The 16,390-nt window shown below is 64.6% G+C and carries 14 protein-coding genes; 5 read left to right on the top strand and 9 right to left on the bottom strand.

Going from position 1 to position 16,390, the window contains the following annotated elements; translation table 11 throughout:
- Positions 1–14: 14 nt before the first annotated feature.
- Genes MYCSM_RS22520 through MYCSM_RS22545 form a run of 6 tightly spaced genes read right to left on the bottom strand, consistent with a single transcriptional unit; the run spans position 15 to position 6,797 of the window.
- Positions 15–1,370 (bottom strand): virulence factor Mce family protein, encoded by a 1,356-nt coding sequence (locus MYCSM_RS22520; RefSeq protein WP_015308479.1) that lies wholly within the window; start codon positions 1,368–1,370, stop codon positions 15–17.
- Complete coding sequence (locus MYCSM_RS22525; RefSeq protein WP_015308480.1) at positions 1,367–2,722, bottom strand: virulence factor Mce family protein; 1,356 nt, start codon at positions 2,720–2,722, stop codon at positions 1,367–1,369. The genes MYCSM_RS22520 and MYCSM_RS22525 overlap by 4 nt, the downstream gene beginning before the upstream one ends.
- A complete protein-coding gene (locus MYCSM_RS22530; RefSeq protein WP_015308481.1) occupies positions 2,719–3,744 on the bottom strand; it encodes a virulence factor Mce family protein in 1,026 nt (341 codons plus the stop codon). The genes MYCSM_RS22525 and MYCSM_RS22530 overlap by 4 nt, the downstream gene beginning before the upstream one ends.
- Before the next feature lie 34 nt (positions 3,745–3,778).
- Positions 3,779–5,158, bottom strand: a complete 1,380-nt coding sequence (locus MYCSM_RS22535) for an MCE family protein (RefSeq protein WP_015308482.1) — start codon at positions 5,156–5,158, stop codon at positions 3,779–3,781.
- A 4-nt stretch (positions 5,159–5,162) separates the two neighbouring features.
- Complete coding sequence (locus MYCSM_RS22540) at positions 5,163–6,017, bottom strand: ABC transporter permease (RefSeq protein ID WP_015308483.1); 855 nt, start codon at positions 6,015–6,017, stop codon at positions 5,163–5,165.
- Positions 6,018–6,026: 9 nt separating this feature from the next.
- The gene (locus MYCSM_RS22545; RefSeq protein WP_015308484.1) at positions 6,027–6,797 is read right to left on the bottom strand and encodes an MlaE family ABC transporter permease; all 771 of its coding nucleotides are present in this window, start codon (positions 6,795–6,797) and stop codon (positions 6,027–6,029) included.
- A gap of 485 nt (positions 6,798–7,282) precedes the next feature.
- On the opposite strand from MYCSM_RS22545, the gene MYCSM_RS22555 reads away from it, so the two are divergent.
- Positions 7,283–8,200 carry an alpha/beta fold hydrolase gene (locus MYCSM_RS22555; RefSeq protein WP_015308485.1) on the top strand — a complete coding sequence of 306 codons (918 nt, stop codon included), beginning with the start codon at positions 7,283–7,285 and terminating at the stop codon, positions 8,198–8,200.
- A gap of 15 nt (positions 8,201–8,215) precedes the next feature.
- Here MYCSM_RS22555 and MYCSM_RS22560 read toward each other — a convergent pair whose 3' ends face one another.
- Genes MYCSM_RS22560 through MYCSM_RS22570 form a run of 3 tightly spaced genes read right to left on the bottom strand, consistent with a single transcriptional unit; the run spans position 8,216 to position 11,351 of the window.
- Entirely contained in the window at positions 8,216–9,130 is a 915-nt protein-coding gene (locus tag MYCSM_RS22560; protein WP_015308486.1) for a 1,4-dihydroxy-2-naphthoyl-CoA synthase, read from the bottom strand.
- Positions 9,127–10,206, bottom strand: coding sequence for a LuxR C-terminal-related transcriptional regulator (locus tag MYCSM_RS22565; protein ID WP_015308487.1), 1,080 nt, complete (start codon positions 10,204–10,206; stop codon positions 9,127–9,129). The genes MYCSM_RS22560 and MYCSM_RS22565 overlap by 4 nt, the downstream gene beginning before the upstream one ends.
- Positions 10,203–11,351 carry a LuxR C-terminal-related transcriptional regulator gene (locus MYCSM_RS22570; RefSeq protein WP_015308488.1) on the bottom strand — a complete coding sequence of 383 codons (1,149 nt, stop codon included), beginning with the start codon at positions 11,349–11,351 and terminating at the stop codon, positions 10,203–10,205. Before MYCSM_RS22570 ends, MYCSM_RS22565 begins: the two co-directional genes overlap by 4 nt.
- Positions 11,352–11,561: 210 nt before the next feature.
- Between MYCSM_RS22570 and MYCSM_RS22575 the strand changes: the two genes are divergently transcribed.
- The 4 genes from MYCSM_RS22575 (at position 11,562) to MYCSM_RS22590 (ending at position 16,379) form a co-directional block, all read left to right on the top strand.
- The gene (locus MYCSM_RS22575; protein WP_015308489.1) at positions 11,562–12,542 is read left to right on the top strand and encodes a quinone oxidoreductase family protein; all 981 of its coding nucleotides are present in this window, start codon (positions 11,562–11,564) and stop codon (positions 12,540–12,542) included.
- Between the two features lie 10 nt (positions 12,543–12,552).
- A complete protein-coding gene (locus tag MYCSM_RS22580) occupies positions 12,553–13,362 on the top strand; it encodes an enoyl-CoA hydratase/isomerase family protein (protein ID WP_015308490.1) in 810 nt (269 codons plus the stop codon).
- 120 nt (positions 13,363–13,482) lie between these two features.
- A complete protein-coding gene (locus MYCSM_RS22585) occupies positions 13,483–15,186 on the top strand; it encodes an AMP-binding protein (protein WP_015308491.1) in 1,704 nt (567 codons plus the stop codon).
- Positions 15,186–16,379, top strand: coding sequence for an acyl-CoA dehydrogenase family protein (locus MYCSM_RS22590; protein ID WP_015308492.1), 1,194 nt, complete (start codon positions 15,186–15,188; stop codon positions 16,377–16,379). Before MYCSM_RS22585 ends, MYCSM_RS22590 begins: the two co-directional genes overlap by 1 nt.
- The last annotated feature ends 11 nt before the right edge of the window (positions 16,380–16,390 follow it).

Here is a 16,390-nt window from a genome sequence, read left to right on the forward strand (position 1 = left end):
CAACGGGTGCCGTCTCATGAGCCACCTCCGGGGAGAACCATCATTCCGGGCAGGCCCGCCCCGGGATCCGTGGCAACGGTAGGTGCGGCCGGCTCGTTTGCGCTGGTCGCCTCGGCGGCTAGTGGCGGCCCGGGTGGTGGAGCCGACGGCGGCGGTGCCGCCTCCGCCGGCAACGCAGAATCGGGGGCCGGTGGCACATAGTCCGGGCGCATCCACGGCTCGCTGTAGGTGACCTCATTGGGTCTGGCCTCCGCGCCGACGAAGAGGTTCTCCCCGAGCGGGGGGAAGTTGTACTGGCGGTTTTTCACGATCGGAGCCAGATACTGCACGCAGAGCTTTGCCGCTTGCTCACCGCCCATCCGGGAGGCCGACTGTATCGCCCCGCAGAGGAACGAGATCGGGTTAGCGAAGTTGTTCACTGCCAGCGCGCCGGTCAGTGAGCCGTTGGCCGGCTCGTAGATGTTGTTGAAGTTCTGAATGGTCGACGGGGCAATATGCAGTGTCTGCTTGATGTCATCGAGGCTGTCGACCAGCACCTTCGTGATCGACGTCAATTTGTCCGACGTCGTGCCGATCGCTTCGCGGTTGTCGGCCACAAAGCTCTGCACATCGCCGACCACCGAGTTGAGGTCCTGGGCCGCCTGACCGACCTTGTTCGGGTCGTCGGCCAGCACCGAGGACACCGAAGCCAGGTTCTGGTTGAGCTGTTCGAGCAGATCGGTGCTGTCGTGCAGTGCGGTCACCAGGGTCGACAGATTTTTGAAGGTGGCGAAGATGTCCTTGCTGTGGTCGCCCAGCGTGGACACGGCCTGCGACAACTTGATTACGGTGTCGCGGATGTTGGCGCCTTGCCCCCGTAGGTTGGTGGCCGCGGTGTTGATGAACTCACCGAGCGTGCTGACGCCGCCCGGCTTGTCGGGCTGCAACAGTTTGGTTACCCGCTCGAGTTGGACACGGATGTCGTCCCACTCGACCGGCACCGCGGTGCGGTCCTGCGGTATGACCGCGCCGTCCTGCATCGTCGGGCCAGCCGTGTAGGGCGGCGTCAGCTGGATGGCCCTACCCGTTACCAGCTGGGGCGACAAGATCGCAGCTTTGACGTCGGCCGGCACCTTGTAGTCGCGATCAAACGAGAAGGTGATCTTTGCCCGCTCGGGCTGCGGCTCAATCTTGTCGATCTTGCCTACCGGCACGCCCCGGATGAGCACGTCGTCGCCGGGGAACACTCCGGTGCTGTTGTCGAAATAGGCGATCACCGTTGTTTTTGCGACCTGATCGGCGACCCGCACGACAACGACCACACCGGCGACGAGCACAAGGGCGAGCAAGATCGCCAGCAGGACGCGTGGACGTCGCAGCCGCGCCATCATGGTTGGCCCCCGGGTGCCAGCGGCGGCACCTCGCCGGGTGCGGGAACATAGACCGGCGACGGTGTCGGTTCAGGCGTGGACTGCAGCTGCGGCGGCGACGGCGCCGGCGGACCCGGTGGCGGGCCGCCTGGCGGCGGGGCCGGCGGTGGTTCGCGGTAGGGATAGCAGCCTGTAGGGCCGGGCAGCGGCAAGCCTGGCGGACCGCACCCCTCTTCGCCGGGCTTTCCGGTGATGGCATCGGGCAGCGTCAGACGCGGCTCCCCTCCTTGCCCTGTCCGCGGGTACGGCACCGGCAATGCCGGAGTTCCGGGCTGGCCGGTCTGCGGATCGGTTAGCTGCGACGGAAGCAACGTCGACGGGTCCAGCCCCAGATCGGAGAATGCGGCATCGACGAACGGCTGCACGAACTGACCCGGGAACAAGTTGACCACGTATGCCTTGAAGAACGGACCAGACGACACGGATTCGCCAAGCGACATGGCGTAGGAGTTGAGCAGCTTGATGGCCTGTCGCACGCGCTCCTTACGGTCATCGACAATGGCCAGTACCCCGTTGAGCTTGTCCAACGCGGGGCGCAGCTGCTGTCGGTTCTCGGTGATGAATCCCTTCAACTGCCGCGACACGGCCGAGATGTTGCCCCAGATCTGATCCAGCGCAGCGCTTTGCGTCTGCAGCTGGGCCAGCAAGGCGTTGGTGTCGTGCACCAAACTGACCACCTGGTCAGTGCGTTTGGCGAGCACGCCCGTCGCCTTGGCCGCGTTGTCCAGCAGGTTGCGCAGTTGGGCGTCGCGTTCGTTGAGTGTCTGCGAGAACCGCGCCACCCCGGACACAGCATTTCGCAGATCTGGTGAGGTGTCGGCAAACGTTTGCGACAGCGTGGCCAGCGAGTCCGACAACAGGTTGGTGTTCAGCCCGCTGATGGTGGTGGCCAAATCGCCCAGCGCGTCCGGCAGTTGGTAGGGCGATGTCGTCCGGTCGATCGGAATGGGGGCGGCCAGCTCGGCATCCCCTCGGGGGATGACGTCGAGCACCTTGCTGCCCAGCAAGCTCTTGGTTTTGATCGCGGCCTCGGTGCGGTTTCCCAGGAAGATGGTCTTGTCGACACTGAACTTGACCAGCACACCGGGTCCGTCGAGTTCGATGCTTGACACCTTGCCTGCCGGAAAGCCGGATATGTCGACGGAGGCGCCCGAGCGCAGTCCTCCGGCGTCGGCGAAGTACGCCGAATAGTCCCTGGACTGGTTCACGAAGGGCAGCTTCTGGTAGTTGAGCGCGGCCAGCACGACGGTGAGGACTGCCACCACGCCGACGGTGCCGATGATCAGGGGGCTGCGTTCGGAGAATGACCTCATTTCGGCGCGCACCGTCCCGTGCTCTGGCCTGCGACCTTGACGTAGACAGGCTGGCCGCCTTTTCCGTTGAGTTTCAGCACAACGTCGCAGAGGTAGAAGCTGAAGAAATCGCCGTACATGCCCTGCCGGCCCAGCGCGCGGTATTTGTCCGGCAGGGTGTCGATGATCTTCTCGACGTACTCGTGGTCGGCCACCACAATGCCCGCGGTCCGGTCGGTCTCGTGCACCACCTTCTGAAAGGGCTCTCGGGCTTGGGACATCAGGTCGGCAACCGAACCGGCGGCGGCGTTGGTGTAGGCCACCGCGTTTGAAATGTCCGTCTTGCGTTGCGACAGACGACCGATGAGCTCCGACAGCGATGTCACCGCTTTATCCAGCTTGTCGCTCTGACCGCTCAACGAGCCCAGCACGACGTTGAGATTGTCGACGACCTGCCCGATGAGCTGATCGCGGTCGGCCAGCGTGTTGGTCACCGCGGCCGCCTGGTCCAGGAACGAGCCGATCGTGGGACCCTGTCCCTGAAACGCCTGCAGTAGCTGCCCGCTCAACTCATTGACTTGCTCCGGGTTCAACGCCCGAAACAGCGGCCGAAAGCCACCGATCACCGCATCTAGATCCAACGCGGGTTGGGTGCGCGAGGCTGGGATCGTATCGCCTGGGTTGAGCTTCTTGACTCCCCCGGTGCCTTCCTCCAGGGCCAGATAGCGGTCGCCGAACAGGTTGTCGTATCGGATCACTGCCCGGCTTCCTTCGGTGAGGACGACGGAATCGTCCGCAGTGAAGTCGACCCGCACGGTCGCATCGCGGTTCACAGTGATGGTCTGAACCTTGCCGACTTCCACGCCGGCGATCCGCACCAGGCTGTTCTTTCGCATGTTGGACACGTTGGTGAACACGGCGGAGTACGTCTTGCCCTCGGTGAACCGGAACTCCGCGAAGATCGTCAGCAGCGTAAACGCGCCCAACAGGCAGACCGTCAAGAAGATGGCCAGACGCCAGGCGGCTGCTCGGAAGTTTCCCATCAGCTTCCCTCCGGGTTGTGCAGATCGTCGGCGGTCACGGCGGCGTCTGGCCGTTCTGGTCTGGCTGCGCCGGCCCCGGTGCGGGCCCTGCCGGTGCCACCCCGGGCCACAGCGGCACCCCGCCCGGCCCGTACAGCGGCGCACCGTAGGGCGGTGCCCCGGGGTATGGGACCGGCCCGATCGCCGGCCCCGGGAGGCACTGGCGGATGCTGGGCGGCCGAGGCGCAGCACGGGTGACGGGGAAGTAGTCGCCCCAGCAGGGATGCCCGATGCCGGGGTTGGGCCGGATATCGACGCCGGTTCCAAATCCGGTGTTTGTGATGAGCTGGCGCACCGGGAAGTTCTTCGTCGCGTCGGGCAGCGAGCCACACCCGGGTTTCCCGCCGGGTCCGCCCTTTGCCGCCACGATGGGGAGGTTGTCGGGATAGGCGTAGGGGTCGTTGCCCAGCAGCAGGCCGACATCGAGGTGAATCGTCCGACCGTCAGCGCCGCCCCACACCGAATAGCCGCCGTTGTTGAGGAACCACGTCGCCCCTTGCAGCCAGCAGGTGTATTCCGGGTTGTACTTGAGTAACAGGTTCGTCGTCGGCTCGAGGGTGTTGACCGATGCCACGAGACTGTCCTTGCTCGTGGCGAGCAGATCGGTCCCGGACTTTGCGAAGCCAATGACGTTGAGCAGCAAGCTATCCAGCGCACCCGAATGATTCACGACGGTTGTGCTTGTGGTGCTGGCGGCGTTAAGGATCGTCAGAATATCGTCGGCGGCCGCGGCGTAGGTGTCGTTGAAGTTCTTGAATGAGCGCCAGTCTGCGCGGATGGTCTCAGTGCGTGCGTTCAGTGCAGTCAACACCTCGTTGAGGTCGGTGGTGGCCTGACCGATCCGTTCGCCTTGCCCGCGCACTCCCTCGGCCACCGCACTGAGCACCGAGTTCAGCTTCGCCGGATCGACCATGTCAAGCAGGTCCACGACGTTCTCGAAGACCGTGTTCACCTCGGTGGTGACGTTCTTCGAGACCAGCACCGCGCCGGCGGCAAGCCTGGCAGCGCTCGGGTCCTGCGGATAGACCAGGTCGACGAACTTGGCGCCGAATGCCGTGGTGACCCTGATCTGTGCCTGCACGTTGGCCGGGATGTAGCGGATCTGGTCGGGCTGGATCTCCAGCGTCAATCTGGTGCCGTCTTTGGCGGTCGACACCTGGCTGACCCGTCCGACCTGCACACCACGCAACTTGACCTTGGCGTTGGTTTCCAAGATGAGCCCGGAGCGATCCGATGTCAGAGTCACCGGGACGTAAGACCTGAACGTGCCCGCAAAAAGCGTCGAGGTTGCGAACAGGAACGCGGCGATCGCCGCCAATAGGATGATCGTCCACCACCCGGTGGGGATGCGTTGTTCTCCTGGCCGTGGTTCCATACCGCTACCCAGCCAGGTTGAAGTTGCCGGATTGACCGTAGACGGCCAGCGAGATCATCGCGATCTCGACCGCGGCGATCACCATCGAGGTGCGCACCGCCCGGCCGACGGCCTCGCCCACACCGGCAGGCCCACCGCTGGCGGTGTATCCGTAATAGGTGTGCACCAGCATGATCACGACGGTCATCGCCACACACTGGAAGAACGACCAGATCAGGTCGGTGGGGTTGAGGAAGGTGTCGAAATAGTGGTCATAGACACCGGATCCCTGGCCGTAGATGGTGGTGGTGCCGAGGCGGGCGGCCAGGAACGCCATCATGACCGCAACGCAGTAGAGCGGGATCACCACGATCACCCCGGCGAGCACCCGCGTGGATGCCAGGTAGGTGACGCTGCGAATACCGATCACTTCCAGGGCGTCGACCTCTTCGTTGATCCGCATCGCACCGATCTGAGCGGTGGCGCCCGCTCCGATGGTGGCCGATAACGCAACCGAGGTGGTTCCGGGCACGATTAGCCGGACATTGAAGAACGCCGACGCGAATCCGGTCAGGGCTTCCACACCGACGGACGCCAATTGGTTGTAGCCCTGCACCGCCACCAACGCGCCGGTGGTCATCGTGAGAAAGCCGACGATGGCGACGGTTCCGCCGACCACCGCAAGCGCGCCGGTACCCAACCCCATCTGGGCGATCAACCGCAGCAACTCGGTCCGGTAATTGATGACGGCATCGGGAATCGCCCCAAGCGTCTTGGCGTAGAACCGGGTCTGCGCGCCGATCCTCATCCAACCGGCGACCATGTTGTTCTTGGTGCGCCGCAGCCGCGCGTGTGGCTTGCTGGGAACGGTAGCGGTCATGGGGCCACCTCAGGACACCGTGAACTGGATGCCGACGGCGGTCACGATCACGTTGATCGCGAACAACACCATGAACGTGAACACCACGGTCTCGTTGACCGCGTTGCCGACACCGGCCGGGCCGCCGCCGACCGAGATGCCCTTGTAGCAGGCGATCAGCCCTGCCCCGAGCCCGAACAGCATCGCCTTGACCATCGAGACGACGACGTCGGCGGTGCCGGTGAGCAGCGTCAGACCAGCCACGAATGCACCCGCCGAAACATGCTGGATGAACACGCAGAAGAAGAACGCGCCGCTGAGACCGACCAGGATCACCGTCGCCGACAGCGCCAACGAAACGGTGGTAGCAGCCAGCACGCGCGGAACGACCAGCGCCTGGATGGGATTGATCCCCATCACCCGCAGCGCATCGAGTTCGTCCCGAATGGTCCGTGCCCCCAGATCGGCGCACATTGCCGTAGCGCCTGCGCCCGAGACGACCAGCACGGTCACGATTGGGCCGATCTGATTCACGGTTCCGATGGCGGCGCCGGTCCCGGAGAAATCCGCAGCGCCGAACTCGGTCAACAGGATGTTGAAGGTGAACACCAGCAACACCGAGTACGGCATGGTCAACATCAACGCCGGCAGCACCGACACACGCGCCACGAACCATGACTGAAGGACGTACTCATGCCAGGCGAAAGGCGGCTTGAACAGCTGGACCAACGTATCCAGCGACATCGCAAAAAAGCCGCCGAGCGCACGGACCGGCTTGGTTGCGGCATACGTCGACGCCATTAGACCCGCCCCCGCGATGCGGTCATCAGGTCTCCCCCAGTCGCCCGCAGCTGGGAATATACACACGGTCGGCCGTCGGCATGGCGGAAACCGTATCGAGACGATCAATATTGTGACTGCTCCACCACGAGGGATTAAGGGTCCCTCGTCAGAGTCACATCCGGGCGACGCGGCAAACGCCGATTAATTGATCTGCACAGTACCTAAACTTGCGTCCGCGTCAATCCCGAATCGCGGTCGTTTCAGCGGTCCCGGTACTCACCCTCGGAAGTGTCTGGCTGGCAAGAGTTTTCGCGAGCGCGCAATTCGACCCGCCGGATCTTGCCCGAGGTCGGCTTCGGTAGCTCCATGACCTCGATGCGCCGGATGTGCTGATAGAGAACCAATCCGCGAAGAGTGGAGGCAAAGATCGCGCCGGCGGTGGCCTCGCCCGTGCAGACCCAAACGCCTTGCCATGTCGGTCTGACCATTTTAATGTCATCCCCGTGAACTCCATCGCCCCGGGCAGATTCAGCTACAAGTCGGCCGACGGCCGGCAGCTTGCCGCCTATCGCTGGGACGCTCAAGAAGGGCATGCGCCCTCGGGTGTCGTGGTGCTGTTCCACGGCATGGGTGAGCACATCCGCCGGTACGACCACGTCGCCGAGGCGCTCGCCTCTGCGGGTTATGTGGTGTACGGGCACGATCACCGAGGCCACGGTGCCTCGCTGGCCGCCGACGACGAACCCGGGCACCTCGGGACCGATGGATGGGCCGCCTTGGTCGATGATCTGGGTCTAGCGATCGCCACAGCGAAATCTGACCAACCCGGCGCGTCGGTTGCGGTAGTCGCGCACAGCATGGGTTCCTTTGCAACTCAACAGTTTTTGCTCGATCACGGCCGGGACGTCGACGCGGTCGCGCTTATTGGGACCGCCGCCCTCGACCTCCTTGAGCCGGCCTTGGATTTCACGCGCGATCTGGACCTTTCCGCATTCAACGCCGCGTTTGCGCCTGCGCGCACGGATTTTGACTGGCTCTCGCGGGACGGCGCGATGGTCGACGCCTATCTCGCCGATCCGCTCTGCGGCTTCGGCATCGACGCCGCGTCCGCCATCGCCATGTTCACTGGTGCCCGCCGGCTTGCCGATCCTGCCGAGTTGGCGAGCATGCCGCACGAGCTGCCGCTGTACATTGCGGTCGGCTCAAAGGATCCCGTTAACGCCGATCTCGTGCTGCTGTGGCCGTTGGTTGACCGGTACCGTGCCGCAGGTCTTTCCAATGTCAGCGTTCGGGTATACGACGACGGGCGACACGAGATCCTCAACGAGATCAACCGCGCACAGGTGATTGGGGACCTTGTGCAGTGGTTGCAGCAAGTAACGACGCTCCGTGATGCACGAATCACAAGGGGCACATCATGATTGACGAGAACCTTCTCAGAAGTAGCGCGGGAACTTCCCGTAGTCCGGGTCGCGTTTCTGCAGGAATGCGTCGCGACCTTCGATCGCCTCGTCGGTCATGTAGGCCAATCGCGTTGCCTCGCCTGCGAAGAGCTGCTGGCCGACCAGGCCGTCGTCAGCCAGGTTGAACGTGTACTTGAGCATCCGGATCGCCTGCGGCGACTTACCGTTGATCGCCGCCGCCCACTCAAGCCCGACGGTCTCGAGATCCGCATGCTCGACCACCTCGTTGACCGCGCCCATCGCATGCATCTGATCGGCGGTATAGGGCCTGCCGAGAAAGAAGATCTCGCGGGCGAACTTCTGCCCGACCTGCTTCGCCAAATACGCACTGCCAAAACCACCGTCGAAGCTGCCGACGTCGGCATCGGTCTGCTTGAACCGCGCATGCTGACGACTGGCTAGCGTCAAGTCACACGTCGCGTGCAAACTGTGCCCACCGCCGGCGGCCCAGCCGCTGACCAAACAGATCACCACTTTGGGCATAAACCGGATCAGCCGCTGCACCTCCAGAATGTGCAACCGACCCGCACGGGCGACGTCAACCGTGTCGGCGGTCTCGCCGGCAGCGTATTGATAACCACTACGGCCGCGGATGCGCTGATCTCCCCCCGAACAAAACGCCCACACACCGTCCTTGGGGCTTGGCCCGTTTCCGGTCAACAGGATCACCCCCACCTCGGGCCACATCCGCGCGTGGTCAAGCACCCGGTACAGTTCGTCGACGCCGTGCGGCCGAAATGCATTGCGCACATGCGGCCGGTTGAACGCAACGCGTGCTGTCGGCTGCAACGCACCGTCGGCGACGTGGCGGTGATAAGTGATGTCGGTCAGGTCGTCAAAGCCTGCCACCGGCTCCCACACAGCCGGGTCAAAAGGGTTGTCGCTCACAGAGGACGGCCGTGTCGCCGTGAACCCCTGCCCGTTTCCTCCATGTACAAGGCGATCGCTTCGGACCGGTTGATCGCACCGATCTTGCGCAGGATCCGCTTCACGTGTGTCTTGACGGTTTCCACAGTGATGACAAGTTCTTCGGCGATGTCGGCGTTGGACGCCCCCAACACCAGCATTCCGAAGACCTGCCGTTCCCGCTCGGACAGCGACGCGGCCAACGCGGAATCTGACGACATGATCGGTGGCTCGACCGCATCGTCGTGCTCGATATCGAGGCTGATCGCCGCTGCGGCGATACGGTCGGCCTCCTCGGTTAGTCGCGCCGCCGCACGCGCGATCGATGTCCGCTGCTGGTGCACCCGTTCGGTGTTGAGCATCCGCTCGTGAAGCAGCGAGTACGCCGACGCGAACGCGTCGAGCACGTCGATGTCTGCCGGGGAGACGCATTGGTCGCTGCGGCTGACGTGGATCAGGGCGACGACTCGCGATTCGGCAATGACGGGTGCGACAAGGTAGCTCGCGGAGTTGAGCAACTCGCGGTAGCCCGGCGAGCCGGCCACGCCGTCCGCGTCGGTCCTGATGGTGTCGCGCAGGCGAATGCACTCCCGCTCAGCCGCGCAGTGCCGGCGGGGGATCACGGTGGGACCGCCGAGGCCGTGGTCGGACTCCTCGACGACGAACCCGTCCTCTTCGACGAAAGACAAGAACGCGTGCTCGAAGCCCAGCGCGTCGCAAAGCTCGCTGCACGCCTGCCGTCCGAGACCCTGCAGCGAGCCCGCCTTTTTCATGCGGCGAACACCCTCGGTCAATGACCGCACCACACCCGTGCGACCCCCGGACCGCAGCTCACGCGCTTCAACCTGTGCCCGAAGAAACGGCGTGAGGGAACTGTGCTCCGGCGGCGACGACGTGACATCGCCGCGTTCGGTGGCGAGCAGTCGATCCGTCGTAGCCGCCGACATCGCGATCGCCTCGTCGAGAGTCGTGGCGTCACCGGAACGCGCGATGCCAAACGCACTACACAGCTGCCGATCGAGTTCGTTGAGCGTCGCAATTATCACCCGCGTGTTCACCGTGAGTCCGTCCCCGCGGCGATGCCGGCATAGACCGCCACCGCCGCTGCTCTACTCGACGTATTGAGTTTCTTTGCAATGTGTTTCAGATGCGACTTCACGGTCCCCTCCGAAATCACCAGGCACCGGGCGATCTGCCCATTGGTGGCCCCGGTCGCCACATGGGACATGATTTCGCGTTCCCGGGCGGTCAACGATATCGACGCGGGATGGTCGCGGCGCAGGGAAGCATGGTGCCGCGGGGCGGTCATAGTGCCGGCCATTGACCACAACGACGATCGGCCCGTCCTGCTCAGCAATTCGTCGACGTTGCCACAGAGGCTGTCGACTTCCCGGCGCTGTTGGGTGGCCTTTTCTTCTAGCACCGCGCTCTCGAACGCCACCGCCAGACACTCAGCGAAGGCCTCCAGCTGTTCAAGGTGCTCCTTCGTCACGACACCGGCGGGCTCGGGACGGTCGGCGTGCAGGATGCCAATTGCTCTGCCCTGCACGGTGATCGGGGCGGCAATGTACCCGAAACAGCCGGAAACCTCGACGAGCTCCTTGAAGGTACGCTTGTCGTCCTGCGGCTTGGGTACGAACGCGCCGCATCTCTTGCGCACGAGATCTGTCTCCAGCGGAGCGTCGGCCAACTGGATGTGCGCACCTTCGACATACCTACGGAACGGCTGCGAGTTGGGATCGACCTCTTCGCGTTCTGCGATATGCAGGTATTGGGGCACCCACAGCGAGCCTCGCACGGTGGAGATCATGGTCCGCGCGAACGCCAACTCTCGACTCAAGACCATCGGTGCGGCAGTGATCATTTCGTCGGGAGGTAGTCCCCGCAGACTGCGTAGAGCGTTCCGAATCTCCGACAGCGATCTGACCTTTCGGGACAGATCGTGATCGAGCTGCTCGCAACGCAATCTCAGGATCGAGATCAACAGTTCGCCGGTTGCCACCGACTCGTCGCAAGGTTCGGCTAACGCGTTGTGCTCGGCGATACGCCGCGCCAGATCAGTCAACCGGGGTTCGGCGTCGGCCGGCGCCAAGTCGGCGGGCGTTAGCTCCAGAACATCGCTGGCCGCCGACACGACCGCCGCGACACGCCTATCCAACGTCGGCGCCTGCGTGCTGGGCGCCATGAACAACGGAGCCACCATCACAAACCTCCTGTCCGCCTGAGATCCCCAACCCTACGGTCAGACCATTAGACCAAAAGTATAGCTACGTGTCACGCGCGTCACAACGTATTGACAAAAGTGAGGTAGACGCCAACAAGGGCGTCAATATTCACCTGGCCGCGGTAGACGCGACATTCTTGCACCCCGATACCGGTGATGGTCTAATGGTCAGGCCATAAGGAGGCGGGTGTGCACGCAGCGATAATGCATGAGTTCGGGGCCGCCGAGGTGTTGCGCCCTGGCGAGTTCCCCGACCCGGCCGCGCGGCCGGGCTGGGTGACGGTGGCGCTGCAGGCCAGCGCGCTGAACTGGCATGACGTGCTTGTGAGGCAGGGCCGCTACCGCTCGCCCTTGCCGCACATCATCGGCGCCGACGGCGCTGGCGTGCGCACCGACACTGGCGAGCACGTCGTGGTGCTGCCGTCGCTGAACTGGGGCGACCGCGAGGAATCGCCTGGCGAGAATTGGGAGATCCTGGGCGATCACACCCCGGGAACCTACGCCGAGCTGGTCAGCGTGCCGGCCGACTGTGTCGCCCCGAAGCCCCCCGGCCTGAGCTGGGCCGAAGCGGCGGCGCTGCCGCTGGTGGGACTAACCACCTACCGCGCGCTGTTCGTCCGCGGGCGGCTCCGTTCGGGCGAGTCGATGCTGGTGATCGGTGCCGGAGGAGGCATTGCGACGATGGCGGTCAACCTCGCGGTCGCTGCGGGGGCATCCATAACGGTCACCTCCTCGTCGGCCGAGACGATCGAGCGCGCAGTGTCGGCCGGCGCGCGCGGTGGGATGCTGCACAGCGACCCGGATTGGCCCGAGCATGCGCGCGCCATGTCACCTGGCGGTGCCGGATTCGACCTGGTGCTAGACCCCGTGGGCCGCTGGGAGGAATCCTTGGGAGCGCTGCGTGCGGGTGGGCGGCTGGTGGTGCTGGGCGCCAACGTCGCCCAAACCGCCGAGATGGACATCCGCAGCTTCTACTTCGGCCAGTTCGATCTGCTCGGAACGACCATGGGCAGCAGCAAAGACTTCACCAGTCTGCTGACCATGATCGACAGTCGTGAGGTGCGTGCGCCCGTGATCGATCGCGAGTTCCCGTTGGACCGAGCGGCCGAGGCGCACGAATACCTGGAAAACGAAAGGACTTTCGGAAAATGCGTGCTGACGCACGACTAGGAGGTGCGCCGTGACCGAGACGGCGGAGCTAGTAACCTACCGCGTCGAGCCCGCAGAAACCGGTGCCGACGGCCGGGTCGCCTACCTGACACTGAACGACCCACAACGACGCAACGCGTTGTCTGACGCCCTGCTGGATCAGCTAGGCGCGCTATTGAATCGCGCAGCGTGCGATTCCGCGGTCCGGGTCATCGTGCTCACCTCCTCGCACCCGCGTGTTTTCTCCTCCGGGGGCAACCTCGACGCGTTTGCCGACGAACGGGCCACGATCGTCAAATACGAAGGGCTGGCACGCTTCTCCACCCTCTACCGCACCCTGACCAGCATCGGCAAACCGATCGTATGCGCAGCCAACGGCGATGTGCTGGCCGGAGCGCTGGGCATTGCCCTGGCGTGCGACCTCGTCATCGCCAAGGAGTCGATCCGGCTGGGCTGTCCCGAAATCAACGTCGGCGCCTTCCCGTTCATGATTTCGGCGTTGATCTTTCGCGCCACGGGCCGGCTTGTCGCCAATGAACTGATGATGACCGGCCGGCTGCTCAGCGCCCCCGAGGCGGCCGCGGCCGGGCTGGTCAACAAGGTGGTGCCCGACGCCGAATTCGACGACGCCGTACGCGCCTGGGTGGCCGACATCGCCGGCAAGTCACCGTTATTGATGGGAATGGGCAAGCGTGCATTGGCCGCGAGCAGGGACCTGCCGCTGGATTCTGCGCTGGACTACCTTCAGGCCCAGCTCGCGCTTGCCTTCACCACTGACGACCTGACCGAAGGCGTGCGAGCCTTCAAAGAGAGGCGCCCCCCGCAGTGGCGCAACACGTGAGGACAGCGATCTATCCCCCATTCGAGTGATTGCCGGTTCGGTCTGACCATTCTACGATTGGACGAATTGGTGCCGCCGGTGCGCCGTCAGGAGGCCGGTCCGAGAACGAGGAATTGCGCGATGAAGCCCAGCCCGTACACCGACCGCTACAGTCCACAACAAGTCGAGGACTACTACCGCACGGGCCAGTGGTCCGCGGAGAATTTCCATGACCTGCTGGCCCTGCGGGCGCAGGAAAACCCCGACAAGGTCTTCGCGACGGACGGCACACGGTCGCTGACATTCGGGGAACTCTTCGACGCCGGTCAGCGCCTGGCCGTCGGTCTGCACCGCCAGGGCTTGCGACGCGGCGACGCCGCCGCCGTGCAGTTGCCCAACTGGGTCGAGTTCATCCAGGTGCTGGCCGCGCTGTCACGACTGGGCGTCATCATGGTCCCGATCATGCCGATCTACCGGCACGAGGACGTGGGCTACGTGCTGTCCAACGCTGGGATACGGACGGTGTTCACGCCGGCGCACTTCAGCAAATTCGGCTATCTGGACATGTATCTGGATCTGCGCCGAGAGCACCCGGACCTGACCATCGTCGTCGCCCGTCCCGACAGCGTCGCCCAGGCCGTGGTCGACGCCGACGACGCCGTGTTCGCTCTGCAGGACCTTGAGGCCGACACCGACGACGACAGCGCCCGACGCGAACTGAACGACCCGCCCAGTCCTGACGACCCGTTCGTCATCGTGTACACCTCCGGAACCACCTCGCGCCCAAAGGGCTGTGTGCACACGTTCAACACCTACTGTGCAGGCGCGCGCGCCCTGGTGGGGCCATTCGGCTACACCGACTCCGACGTTCAATTCGGGCCCTCACCCATCGCCCACACCACCGGGCTTGTCACCAGCGTGTTGGTGCCCATGCTCACCGGAGCGGCGACCCACGTTATGGCCAAGTGGGATCCGGCCCGCGGCATCGAGGAGATTTCCCGCTTCGGCTGCACCGCGGCCGTGACGGCCCCGACGTTTCTGCAGACCCTGTTGTCGGAATACGACACGGCACGCCACGATCTGTCATCGCTGCGACTGTGGACGTGCGCAGGCGCCCCGATTCCCGCCGCGGTCGTGGAGCGGGCCGGCGCAACGCTTCCCAACATCAAGGTGCTCAGCCTCTACGGCCGCAGCGAAAACCTGGTCACCACTACCTGTTCAGTAGACGACGACGTAACACGCGCCTTGACCTCCGACGGCACGCCGGTGCCGGGTGCCGAAGTCAAGATCGTCGACGACAGCGGTAGCGAGGTACCTCGCGGCGCCGAGGGCGACATCGCTTACCGCGGGCCCGCCCACATGATCGAATACCTCGACAACGCCGAGGAAACCGCGGCGTTGTTCACCCCGGACGGCTTCTCCAAGTCCGGCGATCTCGGCAGGATGACCGACGACGGATACGTGCGGGTAACCGGCCGGACAAAGGACATCGTCATCCGCGGCGGCATGAACATCAGCGTTCGCGAAATCGAGGACCATCTGGCCCACCATCCCGCACTGCGGGCCTACTCGGTGGTCGGCATGCCCGACGAGCGCCTCGGCGAGAAAGTGTGCTGCTTCGTGGTCACCGCTTCAGGACATGACGCCCCCACTGTCGAGGAACTGCGCGAGTTCCTGCTCGAGAAGGGCATGCCGATCCAAAAAACACCAGAACGTGTTGTGGCCGTGCCCGCCCTGCCGATGACGGCGACCGGCAAGGTACTCAAACATGAGCTGCGCAAAGACATCGAACGGCGCCTCCACGAGGAAGCCGCACAGGCCAGACAAGTTGCGAGTGCCAACTGATGGACCTCAAAGACAGCCCCGCCGAGGCTGAATTCCGAGCCAAAGCACGCGCCTGGCTGCAGGACACGGTGCCGCAGCTGGGCGGGCCCGAACCCGCGCGCCTGGAGGACAAGCTCGACTACTGGCGCAACTGGCAGCGGCTTCTGTTCGACGCCGGCTATGCAGGCCTGTCCTGGCCGACGGAATACGGTGGCGGAGGCGCGGACGCCAAACTGCGCGCGATCTTCAATGAGGAACTCGATCGGGCCGGCGCACCCGAACGGCTCAACATCATCGGCGAGGACTTCGCAGGACCGACGATCATCCAGTTCGGCACCCCCGAGCAGCAGCAGCGCTACCTGCGACCCATCCTCACCGGCGACGAGCTGTGGTGTCAGCTGTTCTCCGAACCCGAGGCGGGCTCCGACCTGGCCTCCTTGCGAACCTCGGCCACCAAGGTGGACGGCGGGTGGCGCATCCAGGGCCAAAAGATCTGGACCAGCCGCGCCCAGCTGGCGGCCCACGCGATCCTGCTGGCGCGAACCGGCGGCGGAGAGCGCCATCGCGGAATCACCTATTTCCTGCTGCCCATGGACGCCGCCGGCGTCGAAGTCCGTCCTCTGTCACACATGCTGGGCGAGGCCGAATTCAACGAAGTTTTCCTCGACGACGTGTTCGTCCCCGACGAGGGTGTCCTCGGGGAGGTCGACGACGGCTGGAAAGTCGCGATGGGCACCCTGGCCTTCGAGCGGGTAGCGATTGCCACCGGTCGGGTCAACACCACCGGCGCGGTCAACGACCTGATCGAGGAGATCGCCAACCGCACCACCGAGCAGGGCTCCCCGCTCGGCGCCGACCCGCTGGTGCGGCAACGGATCGCCGACCTCTACGGGCGGGCGCTGGTGCACTACCTGATCGGGCAGCGGGTGATCACCGGAGCGGCCGGGGACGGGCCGCCGGGTCCGGTGACCTCCATCGGCAAGCTGTTCTTCTGCCCGTTGGTCGAGGACATCGCAGATTTCGGGCTGGAGCTCGACGAGATGGGCGGCCAGTTCGCGCTCGCCGAAAAGGGTTCCGCCGACCCGTCGTCAGCCAATACCGCGCGGTGGCTGCGGTTGGCCTATCAGGCCCGCGGCACCGCCATCGCCGGTGGCTCGACGTTCATCCAGCGCAACATCGTCGCCGAGCGCATTCTCGGCATGCCGAAGAGCTGACATCCCGAGGT

Origin of the sequence: Mycobacterium sp. JS623, assembly GCF_000328565.1 — a bacterium.
In the GTDB taxonomy this organism is placed as follows: domain Bacteria; phylum Actinomycetota; class Actinomycetes; order Mycobacteriales; family Mycobacteriaceae; genus Mycobacterium.

Coding starts and splice junctions, on each gene's coding strand:
- MYCSM_RS22520 (WP_015308479.1), bottom strand. CDS start 1,370: ATGATGGCGCGGCTGCGACGTCCACGCGTCCTGCTGGCGATCTTGCTC.
- MYCSM_RS22525 (WP_015308480.1), bottom strand. CDS start 2,722: ATGAGGTCATTCTCCGAACGCAGCCCCCTGATCATCGGCACCGTCGGC.
- MYCSM_RS22530 (WP_015308481.1), bottom strand. CDS start 3,744: ATGGGAAACTTCCGAGCAGCCGCCTGGCGTCTGGCCATCTTCTTGACG.
- MYCSM_RS22535 (WP_015308482.1), bottom strand. CDS start 5,158: ATGGAACCACGGCCAGGAGAACAACGCATCCCCACCGGGTGGTGGACG.
- MYCSM_RS22540 (WP_015308483.1), bottom strand. CDS start 6,017: ATGACCGCTACCGTTCCCAGCAAGCCACACGCGCGGCTGCGGCGCACC.
- MYCSM_RS22545 (WP_015308484.1), bottom strand. CDS start 6,797: ATGGCGTCGACGTATGCCGCAACCAAGCCGGTCCGTGCGCTCGGCGGC.
- MYCSM_RS22570 (WP_015308488.1), bottom strand. CDS start 11,351: ATGGTGGCTCCGTTGTTCATGGCGCCCAGCACGCAGGCGCCGACGTTG.
- MYCSM_RS22585 (WP_015308491.1), top strand. CDS start 13,483: ATGAAGCCCAGCCCGTACACCGACCGCTACAGTCCACAACAAGTCGAG.
- MYCSM_RS22590 (WP_015308492.1), top strand. CDS start 15,186: ATGGACCTCAAAGACAGCCCCGCCGAGGCTGAATTCCGAGCCAAAGCA.